The sequence below is a fragment of the Mycetocola reblochoni REB411 genome (assembly GCF_900163835.1).
Lineage (GTDB): Bacteria > Actinomycetota > Actinomycetes > Actinomycetales > Microbacteriaceae > Mycetocola_B > Mycetocola_B reblochoni.
The window spans coordinates 1-15,617 of the sequence record NZ_FUKR01000043.1 but is presented as its reverse complement, the minus strand read 5'-3'; the positions used below and the strand labels follow the sequence as shown (position 1 = coordinate 15,617).

Here is a 15,617-nt window from a genome sequence, read left to right as displayed (position 1 = left end):
TAACAGAATACGCGGCGGGCCGGTCGTCACGCGGGCCCGCCGCATCTGTTTCGGCCCGCAACGCCTATGTCGTGCTCAGAGCGTGAAGATGAGTTGCGCAATCCCGTCGCGGTCGACGCGCTCGGCGGAGATCCCGTAGACGTCTTTGACGATACGCGGCGTCAGCACCTCGGCGGGGTGGCCCTCGACGGCTACCGTGCCGGCGTCGAGCAGGACGAGCCGGTCGCAGTAGCGCGCGGCGAGGTTGAGATCATGCAGAACCACGATTGTCGCGATGCCCAGGTCGCGGACGAGCGTGAGGATCTCGTGCTGGTAGCGGATGTCGAGGTGGTTGGTCGGCTCGTCCAGGAGCAGGTGCGCCGCGTTCTGGGCGATGGCCCGGCCGATCAGCACTCGCTGTTTCTCCCCGCCCGACAGCTCGGAGAAGGTCCGGTCGGCGAGGTGGGATGCGCCGACCTTGTGCAGGGCGTGCGCCACGATGTCGTGATCGGCTCGGGTGTGCCGTTCGAAGGACCGCAGGTGCGGTGCGCGTCCGAGGAGCACGAGATCACGGACGGTGAAGGGGAGTTGTTCTCCGCCGGGCTCTTGGACGACGACGGCGACCTGTTTTGCCACCTCTCGGGCGTGCATTTCCGTGAGGGGAGTGTCGTCGATCAGTACTGCTCCCGACTGGGCGGTGAGGGCCCCGTAGAGGGTGCGCAGCAGGGTGGATTTGCCGCTGCCGTTGGGGCCGATGAGACCGACGACCTCGCCGGGGGCCGCGGTGATCTCGATGTCGTCGAGGACCGCGGCCCGCTGGTAGGCGAAACGGATGCCGTGTGCGGTGATCACTCCTGGAATCGCTCCACGATCTGTGTCAGCCCGTCGATCGTGATCGGTGAGGCGGGGGAGGTGAACCCGAACAGCAGGGGGAAGAGTGCATCGTTCGTGACGGCGGTGAGTTCACTCGCGCCGGGCACCGCGGTCAGCGACTCCTCGACCTCTTCATCGGTCGCGCCGCTGTGTAGCAGGATGATGACGTCAGGATCGCGGGCGAGGAGTTCTTCCGCGGTCACTTCTGCGGTTCGGTCGGGGAGGTCGGCGAACACGTTGTTGAAGCCGGCGAGTTCGAGCAGGGTGTGGTTCATGCTCCCAGACCCGTAGGCGTAGGTGGCGCCGCCTCCGATCGTGGGATACAGCATCGCGGCGGTCCGGTTTTCGCCGTCGGGGATCTGTGCGATCGCCGCGTCGATCTGCTGGTCGATGTCGACCAGAGCCGCGTCTGCTTCATCGTGACGGTCGAAGACCTCGGCGTAGAGGGTGAAAAGCGTGTCGATGTCGTCCAGCGTCGACGTGGCCTGACTGCCGGCGCAGGATTCTTCGTTCTCGAGCACGTTGATGCCCTGGGCCAGCAGGCCTTCGCGGGTGACGGTCTCCGAGGTGCCGATCACGAGGTCCGGCTCTTGCGCGATGACATCCTCCAGGGAGATCTCCCCTCCGCCGACCTGGGAGATCTCGTCGCTGAGAACCGGGATCTCCGACATCGTCGTCTGTGTCTGCTCGTCGAAGTACGCCTCGTGGAAACGGCCCACAAGGCCCACCGTGCGGTCGAGAACCCCCAGGGAGGACAGGACGGGGATGGCTTCGTTACGCAGCACGACGATGCGCTCCGGCGACTGGTCGAACGTGATCTCGTTGCTGCAGTTGGTCACCGTCACCGGATACGCGTCGCTGGACGCGTGATCGCCGTGCTCGGTCTCCGGGCTGCTCGCGCATCCGCTCAGCGTGGCGACGAGAGCGACGGCGGCGATGGCTGTCAGGGCGGGGTGTGGTGAGGATGGCATGGTGTCTCCGGGTTGCGATTTAGAGCGGTCAGGAGGAGGACGCGTGGAAGCGCCGCACGAGAAGGATGAGGAAGGGGGCACCGACCAGGGCGGTGACGATCCCGATCGGGAGCTCGCGCGGCGACCAGACGGTGCGGGCGATGACGTCGGCGGCAACGAGGAAGGTCGCTCCGAGGAGGCCAGTGAGTGGCAGCATTCGCCGGTGCACGGCACCGGCAAAGCGGCGGGCGAGATGGGGGATGACGAGTCCGACGAAACCGATGGAGCCGGATGTCGCGACGATCGTGCCGATGCAGAGGCTGACCACGAACAGCAGCTGAACTCGAAGCCGCCCCGGTGCGATCCCGAGGGTGAGTGCGGTGTCGTCACCGATGGAGAGGGCATCGAGCTTGCGTCCCCACAGGAACAGGATGCCGGCGCTGAGCAGGACGACGAGGACGACCACGATGACGGTCGCATTCCACTGTGCGAGGGCGAGAGAGCCCAGTAGCCAGAACATCACCGAACGGGATCCTTCGGGAGAGTCCGATGAGAACACCAGGATGCTGGTCGTCGCCGAGAGCACGTAGCCGATCGCCACCCCCGCCATCACCAGTCGAATGGACGTCATCCGCCCTCCCGATCGGGCCAGCGCGTACACCCCTGTGGCGGCAACCAGTGCGCCCGTGAATGCGCTCAGTGGCAGCGCATAGGCGCCGAGCCCGCCGGCGACGCCGAACAGGATCGCCGCTGCCGCGCCCGTCGATGCTCCCGAGCTGATGCCGAGCAGATACGGGTCGGCCAGAACGTTGCGGACCATCGCCTGCAACGTCGCCCCGCATATGGCAAGACCTGCCCCGACCGCGGCACCCAGAATCACCCGGGGGAGGCGCACGTTCCACACGATCGACTCCTCGGCACCGCTCCACGATCCGTCACCGGGAACGCCCAGCAGATGATGCCCGAAGATCGACAGCACCGTCCCAGGCGGAACGGACACGGACCCGAAAGACACTCCGCCGATCACTGCCAGCACCAGCGCAACCGCCACTCCCGCGTACCACGGCCAGACCACACGAGGACGCTGCCAGGTGCCTTCGACACCGCTCGCCTCCAAGGGAGGGGCGATCCGTTGCGGTACGGGCTCAGACACTGCCGAAGAACGTCTTCATCCGCGGCAGGCGGCGGATCAGGAGTTGGTCGAGGGCGAGGATGACGATGAGGGACAGGCCGAACAGGGGCAGGAAGATCCCGAGTCCGATCATCACGACGACGAGCAGCCAGTTTCCCCACACGGGCAGCTTCGCGCGGGGCGCGGCCATGCCGGATGCGGTGCCGCGCCTGGTCCACCACATGATCGGCGCGGATACGCACATGAACATCACCGCCAGGCAGAACAGGGTGGACAGGATCGTGTTCACCACGCCGAGACGGCGCCCCTCGTGGACGGCGATGCCCTGTGAGACGACCTGCGCGGCGATGCTGTAGTCGTCGTACCCGTACGTCCCGACGATGTCGCCGCTGTACTGGTCGACGTGGATGGTGCGCTCGAGGCTCACCTCGGACTCGGCGGGATTGCCGTTGTCGTTCCACTGACTCGACATCACGCTGAACACACCGGTCTCCCCGTCGGGGTAGATGATCGAATACGGCTCGGGCGCACCCTCGGCGCGTGCAGCGGCGACGGCGTCATCGATGGAGATCGGTGTCGTGCCGGTGCTTGTGCTGGTGCCGGTCGGGCCGTTGCCGATGGCCCAACCTGCTTCGGCATTGGTGCCGCTGGTGCTTTCGATGAGCTCGTCGATCGTGGATTCCGCACCCGGGTCCTGTCCCCACAGGGACGAGCCGTTATCTGAGGCAACCTGCTGTGCGACCGATCCCCATACGCCGGTCCAGGGAAGGCCGGAGACGACGAGCATCAGGATGCCCAGGCCCACGGGCAGGCCGACGATCGCATGCCATCCGCGTAGGCGTGCGCCCTTGGCGCCTTTCGCCTGGGCGGCTTTGCGGGGCCGGCGGCCGAGGAAGAAGATGATGAACCCGGTGATGGTGAGTACGATCGCCCAGCTGCCGCCGAGTTCGACGATGCGGTCGCCGATGCCTTCCTCGCCGATCAGCAGGTCGCCGTGGATGCGCTCTGCCCAGTCGGAGATCAGCTGGTCGGCGGTGAGCTCTCCGTTCACCGTCGCCGTATACGGATCGACGTAGACGTTCGCGTTGACGCCGTCTTCCCTGGCGGTGACGAACACCGTCGCCCGGTCGCCGGTCTGGTCGACGACGGAGAGGATAGACCTGTCCGGGAATGCGTCACGGACGGCGTCCTCCTGCGCGGACAGCTCCTGCCGCTCTGCTCCCGCCGGCGCGGTGACGGTGAGGACTCCCGGATGGGTGAAAGCGTCCACCTCAGCGCGGAACATGTACGTCATCCCGGTCACCGCCAGCACGAAAAGCACCGGGATGACGATCAGTGAACCATAGAAATGCCAGCGCCAGAACGCCCCGTACCAGTTCGTCTTTCGTCGTTTCGGCGACGGGACCGCGACAGGGGGAGTGTCAGCGGTGTCTGTCTGGACAGCGGTCATCAGCGGGCCTCTCAGAGAAACAGGAAACGACAAGCAACGAAATAACTCTACATATTGTAGTAGTAAGCTGATGTGGTGATCGCATCGCCCTGGGACATCATCCTCACCGTCGTCTTCCTCGCCACCGGTCTAATCTGCATCGGAGACCTCATCGCACGCCGCACTCGACGCGCGCCAGGCGTAGAGGGGCTCCCTGATGAGGAGCTGATCGACATCAACCACGCGGTGATGAGCGCCGCGATGATCCTCATGACCTGGGTCGCGGTGCTGGATGCGGTGTCATGGGCTCAGATCGCCCTGTTCGCGATCTTCGCCCTCGCGCTTCTGCCCGCGCTGACCCGGGCCCACGGGTTCCCGCATCGTGCGGAGCTGGTCGGGCACATCTTCCTGAACGCAGCGATGATCTGGATGCTCGCAGCCATGCCGCTCCTCATGGCAGGAATGGACATGGCCGGCGACGAAGCGTCGGCGCATGCCGGCCACCACGGCGGAGGTGAGGAGATGGGACTGATGGCGACCCCCGCCTGGGCTGATGTCGTCAACGCGGCCTTCATCATCGTCTGCGCCGTGGGCGCGGTGTGGTGGCTGTACCGAGCAGTGGCGGCCAAGGGGCACCGCCTGCATGCCCTGTGCCATGCGCTGATGGGGGCGGGCATGGGGGCCATGCTCTGGCTCATGAACGTCTGACTCACGCGCGCGTCCTGTTGATGTTCAGATGTCCAGCTCGAGCACGGGGGGGGAGGGAACGGGAGCAGCAGACGTTGATGTGCGAGCTCGCCGCATGCTCCTCGGCGCTTTGCGTATCGTCCCGATGATCCGGCACACCCGAGATCACCCGGGTGACGCACGACCCGCAGTAGCCCTGCCCGCAAGAGCGGTAAGTGTCATAGCCGCGCCGTTCCAAAACATCCGCGATCGACTCATCGGGCGCCACCGGCATCTCTTCGCCCGTCGACGCGGCGATCACGGTGAACGGCAAAGAATTCCCCGACGGAGCCGGGCTGGTCGGTGTGAACTGTTCGCTGTGGAACTGCTCCGGACGCCACCCCGCTTCGATTGCACGATCTCGGGCCAAGGCCACGAACCCCTCCGGGCGGCAGGCATACACCGCCCCACCGTCCTCGGGCTGGGCGAGACCCGCCGGCGCGATTGAGCGGAACGAGTCGCCGAGGCTGCTGTCGTGCACGACCAGCCGATGCCGATAAGACGCAGACTCCAGGTAGCGACGCAGCGGGAGTGCGCTCCCGGAGCGCGTGTATGCGTGGAATTCGAAGTCCGCGCCGGAACGATGAAGATGCGCGGCCATCGACACGAGCGGGGTAACGCCCACCCCAGCTGCCAGCAGAACGAGGCGCCCCGCCGACGTGTCCATGGCGAACGTGTTCCTCGGGAACGAGATCTCGATAGTGTCGCCCTCGCGGATGCTCTCGTGCACCGCGATCGACCCTCCGCGCCCGGCCGGCTCGCGCTGCACACAGATCACGTAGGCGCCCGTACTCCGCTCCACATCGACCAGCGAGTACTGCCGGACAACGCCTGCGCCGATGTGCAGATCGATGTGCGCACCCGGCGGGAACGGCTCCAGAAGCGCGCCGTCCACGGCGAGCAACTCCAGCAGCACGGCACGGTCGGAGACGGCCTCTTTCCGTGCCACGCGCACGAGCCTCTGCCCGGTGGCTGGCACAGCCGGTCGCGGGGTGAGAGCTTTTGGGGTGGAGCGTCGAGAACGGAAGAGGGAGAGAGCCACGTGCGGAGATCCTCGCGATGGGAGTGGGCAGAACGCCGAAAAGTCTACGACATCATGTAGATTTGGAGGCGACTAGACTGAGGGCCGGAGGTGCCAGATGGCGGGAGAGCGTACGCGCGAGAGAGGCGAACTCGAGGGCGAGGTCATGCGCATCCTCTGGGACGCATCGGAGCCCTTGAGCGCGCGCGACATCCAGTCGGTGTTCACCGGACAGGTCCCGGCCTACACGACGTTGATGACCGCGCTGGAACGCTTGCAGAAGAAGGGCGACGTCGTTCGCTCCGGCGACTCCCCTCGAAAGGTTCGCTTCCACGCCGCTCGATCCGGCGACGAACATGTCGGACGCTCGATGATGACCGCCCTCGACGGAGCCGGCGACCGGCAGGCCGCACTGCTGCAGTTCGCGGGAAACCTCGCTGAAGAGGACCTAGATCTGCTCCGCAGCGCGATCACCGGCAAGACATCCCGCAAGCGCAGGTGAGTAGGTGATCGCCACCGCTTCCTTCCTCGCTGCCGCGGCACTCGTTCTGCTGCTCGCGCCGCTCGTGCTCACCGCCGGACGATGGCAGGTGCGCCACCCGCGCACAGCACTGACTCTGTGGTTCAGCGCCCTGTTCACTGGCATCGGGCTCGCGGGGGCCTCCGCGACCACCGCCCTTATGTGTGCTGTCGGCGGCGTGAGCGTGGCGAGCCGGGGCGAAGGACTCATGCTGACGGTCGTGGGCTGGCTCAGCCTCGGCGTGCTCGCAGCGGTGATCGCCTTCGTCTCCGCCTCCGCAGAACCGCTCGCCGACTCCTGGCGCGAAGCCGTTGGGCGCTTCGCGCCGGTCGCGGTCTCTCGCGAGAAGTCGGACGGCGTGACGCTTGTATGGTTCGACTCCGATCAGCCGGTCGCTTGTGCAGTTCCCTCCAGGGATCCAGAGATTTTCCTCTCGACCGCCCTTAAAGATCTGTTGAGCGAGCCGCAGCTGCGCGCGGTGATCGAGCACGAGCGTGCCCATCTGCGCCAGCATCACGGGTGGGCGGTCCGAATCGCTGAGATCAACGCCCTCTGCGTCCCCCGGCGATTCCCCGCCGGACGGGCCCTCAAGCGCGCCACGCTCCTGCTGATCGAGCTCATTGCCGACGACGCCGCAGCCCGGCATGCCGGGGCCGTGCACCTCGCCAACGCCCTGGCGACCATGGGGCGCACGACAGCCGATCCGGGACTGGAGCTTCGCGCCGACCGGCTCACCCTCCGCCGGTGGAAGACACCAAAGAAGAGGCGCACCGCGGCCCTCGCCCGCGCCTGATTCCGCTTACACCGACAACCCCGTCTACGACACGATGTAGAGTTAGGGGAAGTTGTTCGGCGTCAAGAGGAGTGGTCATGGCCGAGTTCGAGTTCCAGGTGAACGGGATGACATGCGAGCACTGCGAACGTGCCGTCACCGCAGAGCTGTCGGCCCTTCCGGGCATCGTCGATGTCCAGGTCGACGCAGATTCCGGTCGTGTCGAGGTGACCCACGAGACGCCCCTCGAACGGGCAGCGGTGGAGTCAGCCGTAGAGGACGCTGGCTACACCGTGCGGACCTGGCCCGCCGCCACGAATGTCTGACACCGGCGCCCCCCACGCTTCCACCGCAACTCCCGTACCTGCCACCGACCCTCGCGTCCGCAAGCCATTGGCCGCGGTAGCTGCGGTTCTTGTCACGGTGGCCGTCGCGGTTCTTGTGGTCTTCCCTGTCGCCGTTGCCGTCGTCCTCGGCGACGCACCCTATGAGCGACTCTTTGTCGGTTACCCGGGCGTCGATGTCGCCGTTATCACAACCGTGCTGTTGTCGGGCGCTCACCTGGCCACCCTGGTGACCAGCGGTGCCCTGGTACACGTGCTGTTCTTGCGTGATGCGCCCGCCCGCCGGGCACGGCATCTCTCGGACAACTTCGAGATCTCCGTGCTCCGGGTCGCCTCCGGAGCGTGGGGTTTGTTTGCCGGAGCTCTAGTGGTCTTCGAGGCACTCGACTCCAACGGCACGCCGTTAGAGCGGTTGGCGACGCCCGGCGCTCTGCCGTTTCTCTGGGAAGCGAGCTATGCCCCGAAGGCATGGACGATCAGCTTCCTGGCGGCGTTGACCGTCTTCTTCGTCTCCTTCTTCGCGGAACGCTGGACGGGGCTGCTCATCTCACTCTGGGCGACAGCGATCGCCGTGCTCGCGCCCGTCGTCACCGGTCAGGCACTCGTGGGCCCAGATCATGACTTCGGCAGCGATGCGGCGATTTTCCAGACCCTCGCCGTGAACGCCTTTCTTGGCGCGATCGCCGTCGCGGCACTGCGCATCCTCTCCGGGCGCCTGGTCTCGCCTGTGACCCTGCGGCGACTGTTTCGGATTGGCGCCGTCGCGCTCCCTGTCATTGTGATCACCGATGTCGTCATCGCCGTGTTCAAACTCGCCGGCGGCGACATCACCGCCTCGCTGACGGGGTGGCTCATCATTGCCGGGTTCGTCTTCCTGGCCGTCGTCGCCGGGGCGTTCGTGGCCGCCGTGATTCTCGCGCGGCGCGGGGCGCTGCGGGCGGGGAACCTCACCGGGCTGCTTTCCCTCTCGGCGGTGGCGGTGGCGGGATGGACGGGCGTGGGAGTGGCGATGACGCGGCAGCCTCCGCCGCAGTACTTCGTGCCGACCAGCATCGAGCAGGTCTTCATGGGCTTCGAGGTCCCCGATGCCCCGACGCTCACGGTGCTGTTCGGGCAGTGGCGCCCCAATCTCCTGTTCCTCGGCATCGCCGTAGCGGCGGTCACGGTCTACCTGGTCGCGGTGCGCACTCTGCGCCGTCGGGGAGACCGGTGGCCTCTCGGGCGGACGGCCGCGTGGATCGGCGGGTGGACGGTCGTGGTCGTCGCTACCAGTTCCGGGTTCGGGAAGTACTCGGCCCCGGATTTTGGGGTGCACATGATCGTGCACATGTCGCTGAACATGCTCGCGCCCGGGCTCCTCGTCCTCGGCGGCGTCGTCACGCTGCTGCTGCGCGCGACCCGTTCGGACCGGAACAAGCCCGCGAGCTTGCACGATTGGATCACGTGGGTGCTGCACTGGCGGGTGCTGCAGTTCCTCTACAACCCGCTGATCGTCTTCATCGTCTTTATTGGCTCGTACTACGGTCTGTACCTCACCGGCATCTTTGGCGACTATATGCGGTTCCACTGGGCGCACCAGCTCATGAACGTGCACTTCCTCATCGTCGGGTACCTGTACTACAGCCTGATCATCGGCGTCGACCGGCCCCCGCGTCCTCTGCCGCACATCGGCAAGTTGGGGTATGTGCTGGCGGCGATGCCGTTCCATGCGTTCTTCGGGGTGATACTGATGACCAGCCCGGTCATCATTGCCGAGACGTTCTACCGCTATCTCGACCTGCCGTGGGCCGACCTGCAGGCCCAGCAGTACCTCGGCGGGGGAGTGGCGTGGGCGGGCGGGGAGATCCCGCTGATGATCGTCATCGTCGCACTGGCCATCCAGTGGAGCCGGCAAGACGCCACAGATGCCCGCCGTAAGGACCGGCACATCGACACCGGCCGCGACGACGAGTACGACGCCTACAACCAGATGCTCCAGCGCCTCGCCGACCGGGACGCCGCCCGCCCCGGCCCCCGGCCGACCGTCCGAGAGGAAACACGACCATGACGACGACGGACACCGCTCCGACCGTGCTCGCACCCGTGGAGCTCGACATCTCCGGGATGACCTGCGCCGCGTGCGCAGGACGCGTCGAGCGTGCACTAAGCAAGCTCGACGGCGTGACGGCGAGTGTGAACTACGCCACCGAACGCGCCATCGTCAGCGGCCTTGCCGATACCGAGGTGGACACGGCGATCCGTCAGGTCGAGAACGCCGGATACGGTGCGCACCTGCGTGACGGCAGCGATGACGCCTGGTCTGCGCGTGCCACCGAGGTACGGATCTCCTCCCTGCGCCGCCGCCTGGCGGTCTCCGCGCTGCTCACCGTGCCGCTGATGGACATCACCATCGTCCTCGCTCTCGTCCCCGGGTGGCGTTTCCCCGGCTGGGAATGGGTGTGTGTGCTGATGGCGCTGCCGATCGTGACGTGGGCGGCATGGCCGTTTCACCGGGCGACGCTCCGCAACCTCCGTCACGGCGCGGTCAGCATGGACACCCTCGTCTCCCTCGGCATCGCCGCCTCGTTCGGGTGGGCGATCCTCACGTTGCTGCTCGGGTTCGGCACCACGGAAGCCGCGGGGTATTGGCTGGGCTTCGGCGTCACCCCCGCAGGCGCGGACTCGATCTATCTCGACGTCGCTGCCGGTATGACGACTTTCCAGCTCGCGGGCCGCTACTTCGAGACCCGCTCCCGCCGGAAAGCCGGAGATGTGCTCGGGGCTCTGAACGCTCTCGCCGCCAGCCACGTCCGGGTCGTCCGCGAGGGCGTCGAGACGATCGAGCCCGCGACGGCGCTGCGGATCGGCGACACTTTCGTCGTCCTTCCGGGGGAGACCATCCCCGCCGACGGCACCGTCCGTGCCGGCACTGCAGCGGTCGATGCGAGCATGATGACCGGCGAACCCGTCCCCGTTCCCGTCAGCCCCGGAGCCGTGGTGACCGGCGGCACGATCAGCACCGACGGTCGGCTCGAAGTGACCACGACCTCGGTCGGCGCGAACACGCAGCTCGCGCAGATGGCCGCGCTCACCGAGCAGGCGCAGGCCCGCAAGGCTCGCGTGCAGAACCTCGTCGACCGCATCGTCACGTGGTTCGTCCCCGCCGTCATCACCCTCGCCGTGATCGTCACCGTCGCATGGACGCTCGCCGGGACCCCGTTCGCGCAGGCTTTCGGCATCGGGATCAGCGTCCTCATCATCGCCTGCCCCTGCGCCCTGGGCCTGGCGACCCCCACCGCGCTCATGGTCGGCATCGGAAGGGCGGCGACCCTCGGCATCCTCATCAAGGGGCATGACGCCCTCGAGGCCTCTGGCACCATCACCACCGTCGTCCTCGACAAGACCGGCACCCTCACCACCGGACGCATGACCGTCGAAACCGCGACCACCTTCGGCATCCCCGAGCACGAGCTCTGGCGCCTCGCCGCGTCCGTCGAACAGGGCTCTGAGCACGCGATCGCCCGCGCCATCCAGGACGCCGCCCGAGCTCATATCACAGATCTGCACTCCTTGGAAGACTTCACCGCGCTCCCCGGTCTTGGCGCCACCGCCCGCATCGCCGGCAGTACCTTCCTCGTCGGCAACGCCGACCTGCTCCGTGAACACGGCATCGACCTCACCCCCGCCACCACCGCACTCGCAGACGCCCACGAACAGGGGCACACCGTCGCGCTCGTCGCCCGCGACGGGCACCTGATCGGGCTGCTCGCCCTCGCCGACACCATCAAACCCGGCGCCGCCGACGCCATCAGCGCGCTCCACGCGCAGAACCTCACCACCGTTCTCCTCACCGGGGACAGCCCCGCCGCCGGCGCCCGCATCGCCGCCGAGCTCGGCATCGAACGCGTCCACGCCGGCGTCGCCCCCGCCCAGAAGGCCGACGTCGTCCGCGAACTCCAAACGGCAGGGGAGAAGGTCGCGATGGTCGGCGACGGCATCAACGACGCCGTCGCCCTCGCCACCGCCGACCTCGGGCTCGCGCTCGTCTCGGGCACCGACATCGCCCTCAAGGCCGCCGACATCATCCTCGTCCGCGACGACCTCCACGTCATCCCCGACGCGATTACGATCTCTCGCAAGACTCTGCGCACCATCCGCACCAACCTCGGCTGGGCCTTCGGATACAACATCGCCGCGATCCCCATCGCCGCAGCCGGCCTCCTCAACCCCCTCATCGCCGCTGCCGCGATGTCCCTGTCCTCCGTCCTCGTCGTCTACAACAGCCTCCGCATCCAGCGAGTGCGCAGCACCCGGTAAGCAGTCGAAGTCGAGAGGTGGATGTGCGTGGAACTCTTCCTGCCCTTCTCCTTCGCGGCCCTGCTCTACGTCCTCATCCTCTGGATCGCCCTCACCACACCGCCGCGGCCGCCCCAGCTTCCAGACCCCACGCTTCGCGAGGAATGGAACTCTGCCGTGTTCCGTATCCGCAACAGCGTCGAACGCATTCGCCGAAAGTGGCGCCGCCGCCGCTGACGCACTCGAGACGAGAGCGCCACGCGCGGAACCCATGCGGAAAGAGTTGAGCCGGGCGTTTTGACGCGAGCTCCCCCGCTCTACTACTGTGACTACTACATGTTGTAGAGATAAGGTGTGTGGCATGCTGTCTGACCCGGTGCTCCAATGGGTGCTGACGCTCACCTTCTCCGCAACCGCCGTGTATTCAGCGCTCCGGCTCGTCAACGACCGCAAGCCGTTGCTGGTCGTCGGTGATTCCTTGCACCTCGTGATGAGTCTCGCGATGATCACCATGTGCTGGCCCTGGTGGGCCGTGATCCCGACCCTCCCGCAACTGCTCGTGTTCATCGCCGGCACGATGTGGTTCGTCCTGGTGACCGTGCTCCAGGCACAGCGCCGCATCACCCGTGCATCCCTCGGCGGCCACAGCGCCTGGCACCAGGTGACCCACGCGATCATGATGCTCGCGATGGTCTGGATGATCCTCGCCATGCCGTCCGTCACGGGGACCGCCGCGCACACCCACGACCACGGGGGCCTTGACCTGTGGGCGGCGCTGACCGGCGTCGCCATCACCGCAGCACTCGCAACAGCCGGAGTCATTTTCCTCGTCGAGCTCATCCGCTGCGTGCGCGGTCGCACCACTTGGCTCGGACACACCGGAGACGTCGCCTCCGGGATGCTCATGAGCCTCGGCATGGCCGCAATGTGCTGGCCCATGATCGCCGGCTGAACACTCCTGCAACACCACCAACACCGCCCGCCGCTGCTGTTGACGGGCCGACGAGAAAGAGAGACACAATGAGCACACGACGCACCAAGAGGCCCGCGCTGATCGGCGCGGGAGCGCTCGCGGGGGCCGCCGCACTGGTTCTGGGCGGCGCGGTCGCCGCGAGTGCGCACGTCAGCATCGCTGAGGGACCGGTCGAGGCCGGGTCCTACTCGATCCTCACCTTCGGGGTCCCGCACGGGTGCGACGGGTCGGCCACCACCGAGGTGGCGATCCAGATCCCGGAAGGGATCAACGTCGTCACCCCCACGCGCAACAGCCTCTACACCGTTGAGAAGGTGATGGAAGACCTCGACACCCCAATCACCGACAGTCACGGCAACGAGGTCACCGAGCGCGTCGCGCAGGTCGTTTACACCGCCACGACTCCGCTCCCCGACGGTCAGCGGGATGCGTTCGAGCTCTCGCTGCAGATCCCCGAGGACGCCGCCGATACCACCTTGTACTTCCCGACTGTGCAGACGTGCGAGCAGGGCGAGACCGCCTGGGTGCAGATCCCTGAGGACGGCCAGGACGGCCACGATCTGGACGCACCCGCCCCGAGCGTCGACGTGGTTGCCGCCAGCGACGCTGCCTCCCACGGCCACGACGACAGCACCGAAGTGACCGCCGATGGGCACGACGAGGACTCGACCCCCGCGGCGGCTCCTGCGGATCAGACACCGCTCGTGATCACCTCCCTCGCCGTCGGCGGCATCGGCCTGATCATCGCGGTGATCGCTCTGCTTCGGGGGCGCAAGAAGGCGTGAGCATCCTCATCGCCGGGAAACACAGGTCGCGGAGCCGCGTCCTCGGACCGCTCCGCGTGCTCGTCGCCCTCCTGTTGGGAGGGGCGTTCGTGCTCACGGGAGCGCAGGCCGCGTCCGCGCATGCGGAACTGCTGTCGACGACGCCCGAAGACGGCGCCGCACTCGACCAGGCACCTGCCGAGGCGGTGCTGACGTTCAATGAGCCCGTGCAGCTCATCGATGGCAGCATCCGCCTCTTTCCCGGCGATGAAGACCCCCTCACCCTCGACGCACACGTCAGTAACACCAGCGTCGTCGCCGTGCTCCCTGCCGACGTGAACGATGGGGCTTATGCCCTGAGCTACCGCGTCGTCTCCGCCGACGGACACCCGATCTCCGGCGCGATCACCTTCACGATCGGCGACGCCGCGGGAAACCCAACCAACACACCGGTCGTGGAAACAACGACCCCGAAGGACACCGCTTTCGCCGTCAGCGCTCTGACGGCCCTGCAGTACCTCTCGCTCCTCGTCTTCGCCGGTCTGTTCCTCTTCGAGCGCCTCGTGCTGCGCAGCGTCTCACAGCCAGGGCACCGGACGCTCACCATCATGAGAGCCACCGGCATCGCGGCGGTCGCGGCCTCGCTGCTGCTCATCCCCGCTTCGGCGCTCAACGTGACCGGAGAACCCCTCGTCGCCGTCATCGACCCGGCTGCATGGTGGACAGGTACGCTCTGGGCGCCGGTGGCTGCGGCAGCCGTCGTCTGCGCCGGGGTCGTCGGAGCCACACTGCTGTCAAAGCGCAGCAGGCAGCATCGAGGAACCCACTTGCTTGGCGTGCTGTTGACGCTCCTTGCCCTGGCCGCACCGGTCCTCGTCGGACACACCCAGCTGATGGAACCGCGCGCCCTCATCATCGGCGCCGACATCGGACACCTCCTCGCCGGAAGCTTCTGGATCGGAGGAGTCCTCGGCCTCCTTCTGTTCCTCTCCTCCGCACGGGTGACCGGCAACGGCACCGCGCCGACGCTTGCTGTGAAGGTCGTGCAACGGTTCTCCCGTCTGGCGGTCTGGAGCGTCGCCATCCTCGCGGTCAGCGGCACGATCATGGGCATCATGATCGTCGGAAGCTTCGACACGCTCGTCACGACGAGCTACGGACTCACCCTTCTGCTCAAGATCGGGATCGTCATCCCCGTCATCGCTATCGCCACCTACAACAGGCTCCGGCTGCTCCCCAGGATCTCTTCACGACCGACCGCCCGCATGCAGTGGCAGACACTGAATCGAACGCTCGCCTATGAGGCCGCGCTGCTCGTGGCCGTTCTGCTCCTCACCGGATTCCTCACCAACCTCAGCCCCGCACACGAACATCACGACACCACTGCGGAAAGTACGGCCAACACCGCGCAGACCGTCACCCTCGACGCAGACGCCCAAGGGCTATCTCTCCGAGGCGAACTCGAACCAGCACTGACCGGCGAGAACGAGATCACCTTCACACTCGAATACGACGGCGAATCCGTTACCCCCGACGAAGTCAAGATTCGTACGCGGCTGCCCGAACACGACCTTGGGCCGTTCGAAGCCGCCGCAGAACTCGACCCCGCCGCCGGCAGCTACTCGGCGCAACTGGACATGCCCGTCGCGGGGGAGTGGCAGGTACAAGTGATCGCGCGGGTATCTACGTTCGCCGAACCTATTGTGAGCATCCCGATTTCGGTGCGTTAGGGAACTCTCGCGACAATGCTGGTGATCGCGACAACCCCAGTCTTAACAGATTCCCGCGCTATCCGGATACGTACCTAGGGCGTGTCTCCCATATGGTTCGTGATTGACGCGCGATTCTGGATGGGTGAC

Annotated in this window: 15 protein-coding genes; 10 read left to right on the top strand and 5 right to left on the bottom strand. The window is 66.7% G+C overall.

What is annotated here, in order from left to right; all coding sequences use genetic code 11:
- Positions 1–75 precede the first annotated feature (75 nt).
- The 4 genes from FM119_RS07900 to FM119_RS07885 all read right to left on the bottom strand — a co-directional run bounded on the left by FM119_RS07900 (position 76) and on the right by FM119_RS07885 (position 4,384).
- Complete coding sequence (locus FM119_RS07900; protein WP_087137137.1) at positions 76–831, bottom strand: ABC transporter ATP-binding protein; 756 nt, start codon at positions 829–831, stop codon at positions 76–78.
- The gene (locus tag FM119_RS07895) at positions 828–1,823 is read right to left on the bottom strand and encodes an ABC transporter substrate-binding protein (RefSeq protein WP_087137136.1); all 996 of its coding nucleotides are present in this window, start codon (positions 1,821–1,823) and stop codon (positions 828–830) included. Before FM119_RS07895 ends, FM119_RS07900 begins: the two co-directional genes overlap by 4 nt.
- Positions 1,824–1,851: 28 nt before the next feature.
- The gene (locus FM119_RS07890; RefSeq protein WP_276327878.1) at positions 1,852–2,853 is read right to left on the bottom strand and encodes a FecCD family ABC transporter permease; all 1,002 of its coding nucleotides are present in this window, start codon (positions 2,851–2,853) and stop codon (positions 1,852–1,854) included.
- Positions 2,854–2,947: 94 nt separating this feature from the next.
- On the bottom strand, positions 2,948–4,384 hold the full coding sequence (locus FM119_RS07885) for a PepSY-associated TM helix domain-containing protein (RefSeq protein ID WP_087137134.1): 1,437 nt from the start codon (positions 4,382–4,384) through the stop codon (positions 2,948–2,950).
- 75 nt (positions 4,385–4,459) lie between these two features.
- Here FM119_RS07885 and FM119_RS07880 point away from each other — a divergent pair, with 75 nt between their 5' ends.
- Entirely contained in the window at positions 4,460–5,071 is a 612-nt protein-coding gene (locus FM119_RS07880; protein WP_087137151.1) for a DUF5134 domain-containing protein, read from the top strand.
- A 1-nt stretch (position 5,072) separates the two neighbouring features.
- Here FM119_RS07880 and FM119_RS07875 read toward each other — a convergent pair whose 3' ends face one another.
- On the bottom strand, positions 5,073–6,038 hold the full coding sequence (locus tag FM119_RS07875; protein ID WP_143822653.1) for a PDR/VanB family oxidoreductase: 966 nt from the start codon (positions 6,036–6,038) through the stop codon (positions 5,073–5,075).
- 190 nt (positions 6,039–6,228) lie between these two features.
- On the opposite strand from FM119_RS07875, the gene FM119_RS07870 reads away from it, so the two are divergent.
- The 9 genes from FM119_RS07870 (at position 6,229) to FM119_RS07830 (ending at position 15,488) form a co-directional block, all read left to right on the top strand.
- Positions 6,229–6,612: a BlaI/MecI/CopY family transcriptional regulator gene (locus FM119_RS07870; protein ID WP_087137132.1), complete on the top strand. Its 384-nt coding sequence runs from the start codon at positions 6,229–6,231 to the stop codon at positions 6,610–6,612.
- Between the two features lie 4 nt (positions 6,613–6,616).
- A complete protein-coding gene (locus FM119_RS07865; protein ID WP_087137131.1) occupies positions 6,617–7,423 on the top strand; it encodes a M56 family metallopeptidase in 807 nt (268 codons plus the stop codon).
- A gap of 77 nt (positions 7,424–7,500) precedes the next feature.
- Positions 7,501–7,728, top strand: coding sequence for a heavy-metal-associated domain-containing protein (locus FM119_RS07860; RefSeq protein ID WP_087137130.1), 228 nt, complete (start codon positions 7,501–7,503; stop codon positions 7,726–7,728).
- Between the two features lie 97 nt (positions 7,729–7,825).
- Positions 7,826–9,793, top strand: a complete 1,968-nt coding sequence (locus tag FM119_RS07855; protein ID WP_245827377.1) for a cytochrome c oxidase assembly protein — start codon at positions 7,826–7,828, stop codon at positions 9,791–9,793.
- On the top strand, positions 9,790–12,042 hold the full coding sequence (locus tag FM119_RS07850; RefSeq protein WP_087137128.1) for a heavy metal translocating P-type ATPase: 2,253 nt from the start codon (positions 9,790–9,792) through the stop codon (positions 12,040–12,042). Before FM119_RS07855 ends, FM119_RS07850 begins: the two co-directional genes overlap by 4 nt.
- Before the next feature lie 27 nt (positions 12,043–12,069).
- Positions 12,070–12,258 (top strand): hypothetical protein, encoded by a 189-nt coding sequence (locus FM119_RS07845; RefSeq protein WP_143822652.1) that lies wholly within the window; start codon positions 12,070–12,072, stop codon positions 12,256–12,258.
- 124 nt (positions 12,259–12,382) lie between these two features.
- Positions 12,383–12,973, top strand: a complete 591-nt coding sequence (locus FM119_RS07840; RefSeq protein ID WP_087137126.1) for a DUF5134 domain-containing protein — start codon at positions 12,383–12,385, stop codon at positions 12,971–12,973.
- Positions 12,974–13,041: 68 nt separating this feature from the next.
- Positions 13,042–13,779, top strand: coding sequence for a YcnI family copper-binding membrane protein (locus FM119_RS07835; protein WP_087137125.1), 738 nt, complete (start codon positions 13,042–13,044; stop codon positions 13,777–13,779).
- Positions 13,776–15,488 carry a copper resistance protein CopC gene (locus tag FM119_RS07830; protein ID WP_087137124.1) on the top strand — a complete coding sequence of 571 codons (1,713 nt, stop codon included), beginning with the start codon at positions 13,776–13,778 and terminating at the stop codon, positions 15,486–15,488. Before FM119_RS07835 ends, FM119_RS07830 begins: the two co-directional genes overlap by 4 nt.
- Positions 15,489–15,617 lie beyond the last annotated feature (129 nt).

Bases quoted from the DNA above. Each gene is read 5' to 3' on its own strand.
- FM119_RS07895 (WP_087137136.1), bottom strand. From the start codon at position 1,823: ATGCCATCCTCACCACACCCCGCCCTGACAGCCATCGCCGCCGTCGCT.
- FM119_RS07885 (WP_087137134.1), bottom strand. From the start codon at position 4,384: ATGACCGCTGTCCAGACAGACACCGCTGACACTCCCCCTGTCGCGGTC.
- FM119_RS07870 (WP_087137132.1), top strand. From the start codon at position 6,229: ATGGCGGGAGAGCGTACGCGCGAGAGAGGCGAACTCGAGGGCGAGGTC.
- FM119_RS07860 (WP_087137130.1), top strand. From the start codon at position 7,501: ATGGCCGAGTTCGAGTTCCAGGTGAACGGGATGACATGCGAGCACTGC.
- FM119_RS07850 (WP_087137128.1), top strand. From the start codon at position 9,790: ATGACGACGACGGACACCGCTCCGACCGTGCTCGCACCCGTGGAGCTC.
- FM119_RS07840 (WP_087137126.1), top strand. From the start codon at position 12,383: ATGCTGTCTGACCCGGTGCTCCAATGGGTGCTGACGCTCACCTTCTCC.
- FM119_RS07835 (WP_087137125.1), top strand. From the start codon at position 13,042: ATGAGCACACGACGCACCAAGAGGCCCGCGCTGATCGGCGCGGGAGCG.